13 protein-coding genes are annotated in these 12,698 nt (G+C 65.7%); 7 read left to right on the top strand and 6 right to left on the bottom strand.

Features of this window, described 5'->3' with window-relative positions; genetic code table 11:
* Positions 1 to 6 precede the first annotated feature (6 nt).
* Positions 7 to 1,140: a tRNA guanosine(34) transglycosylase Tgt gene (tgt, locus tag QJT82_RS17020; RefSeq protein ID WP_028340736.1), complete on the bottom strand. Its 1,134-nt coding sequence runs from the start codon at positions 1,138 to 1,140 to the stop codon at positions 7 to 9.
* A gap of 248 nt (positions 1,141 to 1,388) precedes the next feature.
* On the opposite strand from tgt, the gene QJT82_RS17015 reads away from it, so the two are divergent.
* The 4 genes from QJT82_RS17015 to QJT82_RS17000 all read left to right on the top strand — a co-directional run bounded on the left by QJT82_RS17015 (position 1,389) and on the right by QJT82_RS17000 (position 5,617).
* Complete coding sequence (locus QJT82_RS17015) at positions 1,389 to 2,522, top strand: patatin-like phospholipase family protein (protein ID WP_028340737.1); 1,134 nt, start codon at positions 1,389 to 1,391, stop codon at positions 2,520 to 2,522.
* Positions 2,523 to 2,618: 96 nt separating this feature from the next.
* Positions 2,619 to 3,368, top strand: coding sequence for a TetR/AcrR family transcriptional regulator (locus tag QJT82_RS17010; RefSeq protein WP_028340738.1), 750 nt, complete (start codon positions 2,619 to 2,621; stop codon positions 3,366 to 3,368).
* A 262-nt stretch (positions 3,369 to 3,630) separates the two neighbouring features.
* Positions 3,631 to 4,248, top strand: a complete 618-nt coding sequence (locus tag QJT82_RS17005; protein ID WP_051447863.1) for a PepSY domain-containing protein — start codon at positions 3,631 to 3,633, stop codon at positions 4,246 to 4,248.
* 331 nt (positions 4,249 to 4,579) lie between these two features.
* Complete coding sequence (locus tag QJT82_RS17000) at positions 4,580 to 5,617, top strand: aspartate-semialdehyde dehydrogenase (protein WP_028340740.1); 1,038 nt, start codon at positions 4,580 to 4,582, stop codon at positions 5,615 to 5,617.
* A 192-nt stretch (positions 5,618 to 5,809) separates the two neighbouring features.
* Here QJT82_RS17000 and queA read toward each other — a convergent pair whose 3' ends face one another.
* From queA to coaD, 5 genes are all read right to left on the bottom strand, one after another.
* Positions 5,810 to 6,886 (bottom strand): tRNA preQ1(34) S-adenosylmethionine ribosyltransferase-isomerase QueA, encoded by a 1,077-nt coding sequence (gene queA, locus QJT82_RS16995; RefSeq protein WP_028340741.1) that lies wholly within the window; start codon positions 6,884 to 6,886, stop codon positions 5,810 to 5,812.
* Between the two features lie 135 nt (positions 6,887 to 7,021).
* Positions 7,022 to 7,486: a peptidylprolyl isomerase gene (locus QJT82_RS16990; RefSeq protein ID WP_028340742.1), complete on the bottom strand. Its 465-nt coding sequence runs from the start codon at positions 7,484 to 7,486 to the stop codon at positions 7,022 to 7,024.
* Positions 7,462 to 7,902: a hypothetical protein gene (locus QJT82_RS16985; protein ID WP_028340743.1), complete on the bottom strand. Its 441-nt coding sequence runs from the start codon at positions 7,900 to 7,902 to the stop codon at positions 7,462 to 7,464. Before QJT82_RS16985 ends, QJT82_RS16990 begins: the two co-directional genes overlap by 25 nt.
* 6 nt (positions 7,903 to 7,908) lie before the next feature.
* Entirely contained in the window at positions 7,909 to 8,472 is a 564-nt protein-coding gene (locus QJT82_RS16980; RefSeq protein ID WP_028340744.1) for a peptidylprolyl isomerase, read from the bottom strand.
* Positions 8,473 to 8,518: 46 nt separating this feature from the next.
* Entirely contained in the window at positions 8,519 to 9,016 is a 498-nt protein-coding gene (gene coaD / locus QJT82_RS16975) for a pantetheine-phosphate adenylyltransferase (protein ID WP_028340745.1), read from the bottom strand.
* A gap of 267 nt (positions 9,017 to 9,283) precedes the next feature.
* On the opposite strand from coaD, the gene QJT82_RS16970 reads away from it, so the two are divergent.
* The 3 genes from QJT82_RS16970 (at position 9,284) to QJT82_RS16960 (ending at position 12,697) form a co-directional block, all read left to right on the top strand.
* Positions 9,284 to 9,541 carry a hypothetical protein gene (locus tag QJT82_RS16970; protein WP_028340746.1) on the top strand — a complete coding sequence of 86 codons (258 nt, stop codon included), beginning with the start codon at positions 9,284 to 9,286 and terminating at the stop codon, positions 9,539 to 9,541.
* 199 nt (positions 9,542 to 9,740) lie between these two features.
* Complete coding sequence (locus QJT82_RS16965) at positions 9,741 to 11,606, top strand: KUP/HAK/KT family potassium transporter (protein ID WP_028340747.1); 1,866 nt, start codon at positions 9,741 to 9,743, stop codon at positions 11,604 to 11,606.
* A gap of 119 nt (positions 11,607 to 11,725) precedes the next feature.
* Positions 11,726 to 12,697, top strand: a complete 972-nt coding sequence (locus tag QJT82_RS16960) for an aminoglycoside phosphotransferase family protein (RefSeq protein WP_028340748.1) — start codon at positions 11,726 to 11,728, stop codon at positions 12,695 to 12,697.
* Position 12,698 lies beyond the last annotated feature (1 nt).

The raw sequence follows: 12,698 nt of genomic DNA, 5'->3' as shown, positions 1-12,698 counted from the left end.
CACAGCTCATCTTGGAGCGATGTCACCGCGCGCCCAACCGGCGCGCGTTTTCGTTCTGAAGTCCTCGAACGTGCCGTTCGCCACCGCATCGCGGATGCCCCGCATCAGCTGCTGGTAATAGGCGACGTTGATTTCGGACAGCAGCATTGCCCCAAGTGTTTCGCCCGATCGCACCAGATGATGCAGATAGGCGCGCGAATAGCCGTTCGCCGCCGGCCACGGACTCTCGTCGTCGAGCGGACGCGGATCGTCGACGTGCCGGGCGTTGCGCAGGTTGATCTGCCCGAAGCGGGTGAACGCCATGCCGTGGCGTCCGTTCCGTGTCGGCATCACACAGTCGAACATGTCGACGCCGCGCGCCACCGCCTCGAGGATGTCCTCCGGCGTGCCGACGCCCATCAGATAACGCGGCCGATCGACCGGGAGCGCCGGCGCGGTCTCCTCGATCATCGCCAGCATCACCGCCTGCGGCTCGCCGACCGCGAGCCCTCCGATCGCGTAACCGTGAAAGCCGATGTCGGTCAGCCCGCGCGCGCTGGCGTGCCGCAGATCCGGGACGTCGCCGCCCTGTACGATGCCGAACAGCATGTAGCCGTCCGGTGCCGCCTCGAAGGCGCGCTTGGAGCGCTCGGCCCAGCGCAGCGACAGCTGCATCGCGCGCTCGATGTCGGCGCGCTCGGCCGGCAGCCGGACGCACTCGTCCATCTGCATGGCGATATCGGAGCCGAGCAGCCGCTGCACCTCGATCGAGCGCTCCGGCGACAGCTCGACCTTGGTGCCGTCGATATGCGAGCGGAAGGTCACGGCCTTCTCGGTCACCTTGCGCAGCTCCGACAGCGACATCACCTGGAAGCCGCCGGAATCCGTCAACATCGGGCCGCCCCAGCCGGTGAAGCGCTGCAGGCCGCCAAGCCCGGCAATGCGCTCGGCGCCGGGCCGCAGCATCAGGTGATAGGTGTTGCCGAGCACGATATCGGCGCCGGCATCGCGCACCTCGCGCCAATGCATGCCCTTCATCGCGCCCGCGGTGCCGACCGGCATGAAGGCCGGCGTCCGCACGAGGCCGTGCGGCGTGGTCAGGCGCCCGGTGCGGGCGGCGCCGTCGGTTGCCAGCAGTTCGAAATGATTGGGAAGATTCATGCGGCTGCTTATTGCGTGTCGCCGGTGCCCGATCAACCCGTCGGATAACGGCCCTCGCGCGACTTCGTGAACACGGGCAACCGGCCGGACGCTTGCCTTGCATCGTCCGCCCCGCTAAACAAAACGAAACAGTGTCGTTTTATTACGACAATATGGCAACCGGCTTCCGCAGCGACGTCAATCCGCGAACGTGACTGGCAGAGATGGTCTCACCCCCTAGCGCCCGGCCCGCCGGCGCCGGCCCTCGGATGACGGCCGCCCGCACGATCCGGCAAGCGGTCCTGCTGTGCGGCCTCGCCTTGGCGCTGGCGGCCTGCAGCTCGCTGCCGCGGATGCCCTACACGGCCGCCGATGCCGCCAATGCGCGGGTGCTCGACCTCGACGGGCTGCGCCGCTATGCCGACGAGCCGGCGTCAAAATTCAAGCTCGAGAAGAGCGACCTCGCCCCGATCAAGACCTATCTCGCCCTCTCCGGCGGCGGCGCCGACGGGGCCTATGGCGTGGGCGTCCTCAACGGATGGACTGCGGCCGGCAACCGCCCGGCCTTTTCGGTTGTTTCCGGCGTCAGCACCGGCGGGCTGATTGCGCCCTTTGCCTTCCTTGGCCCGCGCTACGACGACACGCTGAAAGAGGTCTACACCTCGGGCGTCGCGGAAAGCCTGCTGCAGGATCCGAGCCTGATGCAGGTGCTGTTCGGCTCCGGCCTGTTCGGCAACAAGCGGCTGCGCGAACTGGTGGCGCGCTACGTCGGGCCGGAGATCCTGAGCGAGGTGGCGCGCGAAAACGCCAAGGGCCGAAAGCTCCTGATCGTCACCACCGATCTCGACACCCAGCGCACGGTGATCTGGGACATGGGACGGATCGCCGCGGTCGGAACGCCCGAGGCGCTGCAGCTGTTTCGCGACGTGATGGCCGCCTCCGCCAGCATCCCGCTGGTGTTTCCGCCGATCATGATCGACGCCGAGGGCCAGGGCCGCCGCTTCCAGGAGATGCATGTCGACGGCGGCGTGACCGCGCCGGTGCTGACGCTGCCAGACGCGCTGCTGTTCCGCGAGCGTAGCTGGCCCGCCAACGGCCGCATGAACATCTACATCCTCGTCAACAAGAAGCTCGAGGGCAACTTCGAGCTGGTGTCGAACTCGACGATCGACGTCGCCTCGCGCAGCATTTCGGCGATCACGCAGGCGCAGACGCGCTCCGTCATCCTCTCGACCTATGATTTCGCCCGGCGCAACCGGCTGGGTTTCCATCTGTCCTACATCGAACGCGACTATCCGGCGCCGGAAACGCAGGGCTTCGACACCGCCTATATGCGCGCGCTTTACCAGTACGGATACGACAAGGCCGCCGCCGGGCAGGCCTGGACCGCGACGCCCCCGTAAGCGGCCTGCTACCGGTACCGCCGAATGGACGAATCCGCTCCGCGCGGGTTATAGACCGGACAGACCCGTCCGACGCACAACGAGATCAATGGGCAAATGGGATTGACGGCAACCAAGGCCAAAGCGGCCAAGCGCAGCGTGATCAAGTCACGCGGCGGCCGGCCGACGCGGGACGCCGCGATCGAGCGCGACCAGCGGCTGATCGAGGTCGCCACCCGCTTGTTCCTCGAGCGCGGCTTCGATGCGACGTCGATCGACGCGGTGGCCGAGGCCGCCCGCGTCAGCAAGCCCACCGTCTACGGTCAGTATGGCGACAAGCGCGGCCTGTTCGCCGCGGTGCTCCGCCGCGAGATCGCCCGCTGGCTGGCCCCGCTCGCCGCCGCGGCGGCCGAAGCGCAGACCGGCGGCAACTGCGACGGTTCGGTCGAGGAACGGCTGACCGAGCTCGGACGCCAGCTACTGGTGCTGAATTGCAGCGCCGACTCCATCGCCTTCAGCCGGATCCTGACCGCGCAGGCGATCAATTTCCCCGAGGTCGCCAAGCTTGCCGTCGACGAGGGCTGGTCGAAGGCGGTTTCCACCACGGCGGATTTCTTCGACCATCTGGTCGATAAAGGCGTTCTCGACCTCGAGGACACCACGATCGCGGCCGAGACATTCCTCAACATGGTGGTCGGCCACACCCACCGGATGGCGACATTCGGAATTCCGATCGACATGAAGACCGCCGAGACCCGGATGGAAGTCTCGATCCGGCTGTTTCTCGCCGGCGCCGTCGGGCCGCAGGACCGGCTTCGCGAGGCGGCCAAGGAAGCGACGAAGGCGCGCCGCCGCCCGGCCCGCTAACAGTTTTAGGATCGTTGCATCGCCTCACACGTTGTCGTGATGAGCCTTGAAGGAAACAGAACGAAACCGTATTGTTTAGTTGCAATGAGACGCGGAACCCAAGTTCAGCCCCCCAACGGTTTCGTGTCGCCTTGTAACTTCGATCGTCACGACGGAGCTGCCGCCATCGCTCCGTCTGAACGTTCGGCGGCCGACCTCTGACTAACAAAGGTCGGCCGCACTTTCTCTGCCCGGGCGGCGGTTCGACGCGACGGATGCGACCATGACGACGGGACGATTACACGCACTGCGGCATTGGGCATTCGGCACGCGGCTGCTGGCAGCCGCACTCATTGCCCTGCCCTTCGCGACGCCGGCCTACGCGATCACGAGCTCAACTGCCACGGCGCTCACCCCGCAGGACAACGACACCGCGCTCGACGTGCACGCGGTTCGCCGCGAGCTCGACAGCTTCCAGGCCGCCCAGATCTCGCTGCGCAGGGCGATGGCGATTGCGGAGGCGCTGCACTCCGGCTCGATCACCGCCGACATCAGCTTCGACGGCGCGTCGGAGCCCGCGGTCTACCGGGTCAAGACCATGCAGCAGGACCGCATCTGGCGGCACGCCATTGACGCGGCGACCGGCGAAGTGGTGGGTGGCGAGGCCGCCGCGCCGCTGAAATCGCTCGGCGCCGAAGACCGTGACAACCTCGCCGTGCTCAGGGCGCTCCGGCATCGCCTCGCCGACGCCGTGCGGGTGGCCGAGCGCACGACCTCGGGAAAGGCGATCAGCGGTGGCCTGATGCGCGAACGCGGCAAGCTCAATTTCGTCATCGTCGTGCTCGCCGGCAGCGATCTGAAAGAGGTGATCCTCGAACCGCCCGGCGCGCGCAGGCGCTGAGGCCGGCGCGGGACTTGCCAAGCTTTCCCTTTCCAAGCTTTCTCTTGCCAAGCCTTCCGTCGCCAAGTTTTCGCCCAAAAGCCGTTGACGGACGCCGATCTGTCCCGCATAAGTCCGAGCCATGATCACCGCGACCAAACGCACCAGCAAAACCACCAAGCCCTCCGGGGCCTCGGGAGGCGTGCGCGCGTAGTCGGTCGAACCGCATCATCTCTACCCGAAGCCCCGCCTGATGAAGGTCCGGGGCTTTTTTATTGCCTGCAGCACAACAGCATGATCCGGAAAAGTGGGAACCGGTTTTCCGATCAGATCATGCTCAACCGAGACTGAAATGGAGGACAAAGTGAGTAACGATCCCGTCGTCGCGATTGTCGGCGTCACCGGCGCCGTCGGCGCCGAATTCATCGCCACCATGGACAAGCGCGGCTTCCGCGTCGGCAAGCTGAAGGCGCTGGCGAGCGCCCGCTCGGCCGGCAAGACCGTCAGCTTCCGCGGCAAGCCGGTCGTGATCGAGGAGCTGACCGAGCGCGCCTTCGAGGGCGTCGACATCGCGTTGTTCTCGGCCGGCAGCGGCATCTCCAGGAAGTTCGCGCCGCTTGCGGTGAAGTCCGGCGCCGTCGTGGTCGACAACTCCTCAGCGTTCCGGATGGATCCGAACGTGCCGCTGGTGATCCCCGAGATCAACGCCAACCGCATCCGCGACCACAAGGGCATCATCGCCAACCCGAACTGCGCCGCCATCACCGCGCTGGTGCCGCTGTGGCCAATCCACCAGAAGAACCGCATCAAGCGCGTGATCATCTCGACTTACCAGGCCGCGAGCGGTGCCGGCGCAGCCGCGATGGAGGAGCTCGTCGAATCGACCCGCGCCAATCTCAACGGACAGGTCTACACCCCGAAGGTGATGCCGCACCCCTACGCCTTCAACCTGTTCAACCACAACACCGCTGTCGATCCGGAGACCGGCTACAACGACGAGGAGACCAAGGTCATCAAGGAGACCCACAAGATCTTCGAGGACGAGAAGATCGCGGTCGGCGTCACCTGCGTGCGGGTGCCGGTGCTGCGCGCGCATTGCGAGGCGATCACCTTCGAATGCGAGAAGCCGATCACCGAGGACCAGGTGCGCGCGATCATGGCGCGGGCGCCGGGCGTCAAGGTCGTGGACGATCGCGCCAAGAACTACTTCCCGATGCCGATCGACGCCTCCGGCCAGGACGACGTGCTCGTCGGCCGCATCCGCAAGGATCTCAGCGATCCCAGCGGCCACTCGATCTCGATGTTCGTCGCGGCCGATCAGCTGCTGAAGGGCGCGGCCCTCAATGCGGTGCAGATCGCCGAGCTGCTGCCCGAACGCGCCATGGCGTGAATGCAAGAACCGTCATCCCCGCGCAATGGCGCAGCCATTGTCGCTGGAGGAGCCCGCGCGGCGGGCGTCTCGAAGGATGCATCGACCCCAGTCGGGCGTCGCCCTTCGAGGGCCGCTGAAGAAGCGGCCGCCTCAGCGACAAAGGCGAAGCCTTTGCGCGGGGGTGACGGTGAAGCAGCCGTGCTTGCGGAGCTAGCCTCGCGCGCGAAACAGCAAACACGCATCGCCGTACGAATAGAACCGGTAGCCGTCCCTGATCGCGTGGGCGTAGGCGCGTTGCATCGTCTCGAGGCCGGAGAAGGCCGAAACCAGCATGAACAGCGTCGAGCGCGGCAGATGGAAGTTGGTCAGCAAAATATCGACCGCGCGGAAGCGGTAGCCCGGCGTGATGAAGATCGAGGTTTCCGCCGCAAACGGCTCGATAGTGCCGTCGGCATTTGCCGCACTTTCGAGGAGCCGTAGCGACGTGGTACCGATCGCGACGATCCGGCCGCCTCTTGCGCGCGCGGCATTCAAGGCGGACGCGGTCTCGGCGGTGATGCAGCCCCATTCGGCGTGCATCTTGTGCTCCGAGGTCTCCTCGGTCTTCACCGGCAGGAACGTTCCTGCCCCGACATGCAGCGTCAGGCGGTGCAGCTCGACGCCGCGGCTCTTCAGCGCGGCCTCGAGCGCCGGCGTGAAATGCAGCCCCGCCGTGGGCGCTGCGACCGCGCCTTCATTGGCGGCGAACATGGTCTGGTAGTCGCTGACGTCCTGGTCGTCAGGCGTGCGCTTGGAAGCGATGTAGGGCGGCAGCGGGGTGGCGCCGACATCGGCGATCGCCTGGTCGAGCACCGGACCATGGAACGAGAATGACAGCGTCACCTCGCCCTCCTGCCCCTTGGCCTCGACCTGTGCATCGAGATTGCCGAGCAGGCAGACCCTGCCCTCATTGCCGAAGCGGATGGTGTCGCCGAGGCTGAGCTTCTTCGCCGGCTTCACCAGCGCCTGCCAGCGCGAGCCGTCGAGCCGCTTGATCAAGGTCGCCTCGATCTTCGGCTCGGTGTCGCGCCCGATCCGGCGGCCCTTGAGTTGCGCCGCGATCACCTTGGTGTCGTTGACGACGACCTGATCACCCGGCTCCAGCCACTGCGGCAGGTCGGCGATCGCAGCGTCGCGCAGCACGCCGTCCGGATGCACCACCAGCATCCGCGCGGCATCGCGCGGGCTCGCGGGGCGAAGCGCGATGCTTTCCGGGGGGAGTTCGAAGTCGAAGAGATCGGTGCGCATGGCGGTGACTAATACTTCAGCGCCGTCATTCCGGGGCACGCGAAGCGTGAACCCGGAATCTCGAGATTCCACAATGCGCAATTGCGCATTGGGGTTCGATGCTGCGCATCGCCGCGGAATGACGGGGTGTTTAACTTACGCCGCGTCGACGGCCATGCGCGCCTTGACGATCTTGTCCGGATCCTTCACCGGCTCGCCGCGTTTGATCTTGTCGACGTTCTCCATGCCCTCGGTGACCTTGCCCCAGACGGTGTACTGGCCGTTGAGGAACGAGGCGTCGTCGAAGCAGATGAAGAACTGGCTGTCGCCGGAATCCGGATTGGCGGCGCGGGCCATCGAGGCGGTGCCGCGGACATGCGGCTCCTTGTTGAATTCGGCCTTCAGCTTCTTGCCGGAGCCGCCCATGCCGGTGCCCTGCGGACAGCCGGTCTGCGCCATGAAGCCGTCGATCACGCGGTGGAACACGATGCCGTCGTAGAAGCCCTCGCGCACCAGTTCCTTGATCCGCGCGACGTGGCCCGGCGCGAGATCCGGGCGCATCTCGATCGTGACCGGGCCCTGGGTGGTTTCGAGGATCAGAGTATTTTCGGTAGCAGCCATGCTCGCTTCTCCTGGCTTCGGGGTGGATACTTCTTATTCCTGAACGGGATTGCGAATGGGCGGCCGGCCACCGCGCCGCCTAGGCTCTCGGTAAATGGCAACGGCGTGCAGCGTTGCAACGTCTCCATCACCGCGATCCGGTATGCAATCCGGTCGTTGTCGGTCGCCTCCTGCGATTCATAGCTGATCCTGGGATGTCCGAGGATCGCGCCCTCGCGGTTGAAGCTGACAATGACGGTGATGTCGATCGGGCCGGCCTTGTCTGCCGGCGGCGGCCGCCAGCAGCGGTGGATGGCAAGAACAACGTCCTTGATCGTATTGAGTTGCTCCGGCTCGGCCGCCGCTGATCCGGTCAGCGCGAGCCACACCAGCAGCGGCGCGGCGAACCAGGCACGTGGTTTGCTGCGCGCCGCCATCGCGGATCACTTGATGTCGGATGCGACCTGCACCTTCACCATCTTGTCGGGATCGGTGACGGCTCCGCCAGGCGAGCCCGCAGATGCCTTCTTCAGCTTGTCGACCACGTCCATGCCCTGCACCACCTCGCCGATCACGGTGTACTGGCCATTCAGGCTCGATCCGTCGGCGAACATGATGAAGAACTGCGAATTGGCGCTGTCGACGCTGTCGCCGCGCCGGGCCATGCCGACGATGCCGCGCTTGAACGGGACCTGGGAGAATTCCTGCTTCAGGTTCGGATATTTCGAGCCGCCGGTGCCGTTGAAGTTCTGGCCGTCGCCGGTCTGCGCCATGAAGCCGTCCATCACGCGATGGAACGGCACGTTGTTGTAGAAGCCCTCGCGCGCCAGCTGCTTGATGCGCTCGGCATGCTTGGGCGCGATGTCGGTGCGCAGCTTGATGACGATGCGGCCCTTGGTGGTGTCGATCACGATCGCATCGGCCTTGTCGAGATTGGCCGGCAGCGGCTGCGCGACCGCGGGCACGACGCAGAGCAGCGCGGCAACGAATGCGAGAATGCGGATCATGGCAACTCCGGAGCTTTAACGTTCGGGGTGTGGCAGGCCGCCGGGGTCAGCCGGCGAACTTGGCCTTCAGGCTAGCGGCGACCGATGACGGCACGAATGAAGAGAAGTCGCCGCCCATCTGGGCGATTTGGCGCACCAGTGTGGCGGTGATCGGGCGGACCGCAACCGACGCCGGAACGAACACGGTATGCACCTCGGGCGCCATGGCCTCGTTCATGCCGGCCAGCTGCATCTCGTAATCGAGATCGGTGCCGTCGCGCAGGCCGCGAATCATCAGCGTGGCCTTGGACGCACGCGCCGCCGCGACCGTGAGATTGTCATAGGTCGCGCTCTCGAAGGCGCAGCCCGCCTGCTGGGCGATGGGGCCGAACACCTCATGGACCATGGCCAGCCGCTCCTCGGTGGAAAACAGCGGCTTCTTGCCGGGATGGACGCCAATGGCGACGATCAGGCGGTCGCAGAGGAAGACGGCCTGTTTCACCACGTCCAGATGGCCGTTGGTGACAGGATCGAAGGAGCCGGGATAGATCGCGATACGGGACATGGTCCCTCCTAACCCGCCCGGCTCTCCCCGGCAAGCCGCCCGGGTTCCGCCCGTCGCGCGAAATAAATCTCCCCTCGTCCAGTGAACGAGTCCTGGGATGCCAGCGTCTACGGGGATGAATGTTTCGTCGGCCGTTGGCGGACGAAACAAAACCGGCCCGCGACGAAACCATTTCCCGCGGTGGCGAAGACATCAGGAAACTGGCGGCCGGTAGACATTGGACAACGAAACGACGGGCCCGGGCGGCCCGATCAACTGGGGACCGTCATGATCAAGGCACTTTCCGCCATCGCTGTTGCCGCGTTCATTGCCGCCGCGCTCACCGTGCTGCCGGGCTTTGCGCCGCAGGTCGAAGCTTCCACCCCGCAGCCGCTGGCCAAGAGCGACCGTCTCGACGTCCACCCGGTCGGCAAGGACTGCTCGCAGCAGGCCTGGCCGAATTTCGAGGCCTCGTGCCTGCGCAGCGCCGGCAACAAGACGGTGGTTCGCGAAGCCCGCCTGGTCACCGCCGACCGTACCCCGTAGCGAGCATTCAAGCGAAGTCGATCGTCAGCCTGGCGTAAGGCCAGGCCGTCACACAAAACCCAATGGTAATTTGCGACGTCCCGTCGCAGACTATCGTCTAAGGCGCCCGGCCGGATGATCCGTCGGGCGCAGCCATCGGGGGATTGCCGTGACGAGTACGCCCGCCATCGTTTCTTCTGGCCACCCCCCGTCCAGTCCGATCCCGGTTGCCGTCACGCTCGGTGCCCTCGGCGTCGTCTATGGCGACATCGGCACCAGCCCCCTCTACGCCCTGAAGGAAGCCGCCAAGGCCGCCACCCATGGCGGTCCGCTCACCGAGAGCGCGGTGCTCGGCGTGGTCTCGCTGATCCTGTGGGCGCTGATCCTCATCATCTCGATCAAATATGCGATGCTGATCCTGCGCGCGGACAACCGCGGCGAAGGCGGCATCGTCGCGCTGTTGGCGCTGCTCTCGGCGCGCAACGCGGCGCCCGGCACCTGGCGCGCCCACCTTCTGGTGGTCGGCCTGATCGGCGCCGCCCTGCTCTATGGCGACGGCGCGATCACGCCGGCCATCTCGGTGCTGTCGGCGATCGAGGGCCTCAAGGTCGACGCGCCCTCACTGACCCCTGCGGTGGTGCCGATCACCGTCGTCATCCTGATCGGCCTGTTCATGATGCAGAAGCAGGGCACCGGCTTCATCGGGAGGATCTTTGGCCCGGTGATGCTGTTCTGGTTCGCCGTGCTGGCAGCGCTCGGCATTCACGGCATCGTCAAGGCGCCCGGCGTGCTGGTTGCGCTGAGCCCGCTCTATGCATTCGATTTCCTGATCCATCAGGATTTTCACGTCAGCTTCGCCATCCTCGGCGCCGCCTTCCTCGCGGTGACCGGCGGTGAGGCGATGTACGCCGACATGGGACATTTCGGCCGCTTTCCGATCCGGCTCGCCTGGTTCGCCGTCTGCCTGCCCGCCTTGGTGCTGAACTATTTCGGCCAGGCCGCGCTGTTGATCACCGACCCGACCGCGATCGAGAACCCGTTCTTCCAGCTCTCGCCGGACTGGTCGCATTACCCGCTCGTCTTCCTTGCGACCATTGCCACGGTGATCGCCTCGCAGGCCATCATCTCGGGTGTGTTCTCGCTGACCCAGCAATCGATCCAGCTCGGCTTCCTGCCGCGCATGCACATCGAGCACACCACGAGCGATGCGATCGGGCAGATCTACGTGCCGCTGGTGAACTGGCTGCTCGCCGCCGGGACACTCGGCGCGGTGCTGGCCTTCGGCAGCTCCGACGCACTCGCCGGCGCCTACGGCATCGCGGTGTCGCTGTTGATGGCGATCACCACGCTGCTTGCAGCGCTGGTCGCGATCCAGTGGGGCTATTCGCCGATCATCGTGATCGCGGTGAACGGGTTCTTCTTCGTGATCGACGCGATCTTCTTTGCGGCGAACTCGACCAAGCTGTTCGAAGGCGGCTGGTTCCCGCTGCTGCTCGCCGCTGCGGTGGCCTTCCTGATGCTGACCTGGCGCGGCGGCGTGAAACTGGTCGAGACGGCGCGCAGCAAGCTGCGTCAACCGGAAGAAGATCTGATCGAGACCGCGGTCAACAAGTGCCACAGCCGGCTGCCGGGCACCGCCATATTCCTCGCCTCCGCCCCTAACGGCGTGCCGCTCGCCTTGACCCAGTTCGTCAAGCACAATCACGTGCTGCACCAGCGCGTGCTGCTGGTCACCGTACAGATCGAGGAATCCCCGCGCATCTCGGACGAGGATCGCGTTGTGGTTCACGACGTCACCCCGGGCATCATCCGGGTCATCCTGCGTTACGGCTTCATGCAATATCCGACCGTTTACGAAGGGCTGAAGCTCGCCTGCCGTCAGGGCAAACTGCCCGGTCTCCGGCTGACCGATGTGACCTACTACATCGGCCGCGAGACCATCATTCCGCGGGAAGACATTCCGGGCATGTGGGTATGGCGGGAATCGCTGTTCGCCTTCCTGCAGCGCAACGCCGAGCGGTCGGCGGCGTTCTTCGGCGTGCCGACCGGACAGGTCGTGGAGTTCGGGACGGAGATCGAGATTTGATCTCGCCGCCTGCGTAGCTGCGTAGCCCGGATGGAGCGAAGCGCAATCCGGGACAATCGAAACCGCAACCGCAAGCTCCCGGATTTCGCTTCGCTCCATCCGGGCTACGGCATTTGCAAATGTCCGACGATCCGCCTCTTCAGCTGAAGCCGCGCCTGGCGATTTCGATCGACCAGGCGCAGGCGATCGTCGATCGGGTTGCGCCGGGCTCGCGCGTGGCGGCTATCACCGAACTGCGCGGCGGCGAGATCAGCACGATCCTCGAGATCACGCGGGCGGACGCGCCAAGCTGCATCCTCAAGGTCTACCCCGCCCAGCTGCAATGGAAGATGGCGAAGGAGGTCCATGTCCTTGGACTTCTGCGCGACGCCGGCATTGCCATTCCGCGCATCCTCATAGCCGACGACAGCCGCGCGCTGATCGACTTCAATTTTTTGCTGATGAGCGAGCTCGACGGCGTCGTGCTCGGCAACCGAGAGGCGGGGCTGACGGATCAGGAGCTGTTTTCGATCTACGCCGCCATGGGCGCGGCGCTCCGCCATATCAATGGCATCACGCTCGACAGCTTCGGCTATATCGGCCCGCACGGCGTCTGGACGTCGCACCCGACCAACCGCGCTTACATGTCCGCACAGTTCGAGCGGAAGCTGACCGAGTTTTGCACGCGCGGCGGGGACGAAGCGCTGGCCGCGCGGCTGCGGGCCGGCATCCTGGCGCGCAGCGTCCTACTCGACGCAGCCGACACGCCCCGCCTCTGCCACTATGACTTCCACGCCGGCAACGTGCTGGTGACACCGGAGGGGCAGCCGCGTCTCACCGGCATCGTCGATTTCGAGAATGCCACCGCCGGCGATCCGCTGATGGACATCGCCAAGGCGCTCTATTACTTCACGCCGAAGGACGCGCCGAAGCGCGACGGATTGCTCGCGGGTTATGGCGCGCTTGACCGCTCTGATTGGGAAGCCACGATCGCGCTCTACCGGCTTGCCTCGACGCTCGAGCTGTGGTGCTGGTTCGCGCAGATCGGGAAGATGGACGCGCTCCCGAAGATCACCGAGGAGCTGGAGAGCGCCGCGGTACTCTTAGCGTAGC

The sequence above is a fragment of the Bradyrhizobium sp. Mp19 genome (assembly GCF_029952935.1).
GTDB classification, from domain to species: Bacteria; Pseudomonadota; Alphaproteobacteria; order Rhizobiales; family Xanthobacteraceae; genus Bradyrhizobium; species Bradyrhizobium elkanii.
This window is presented reverse-complemented; position numbering and strand designations above follow the sequence as displayed.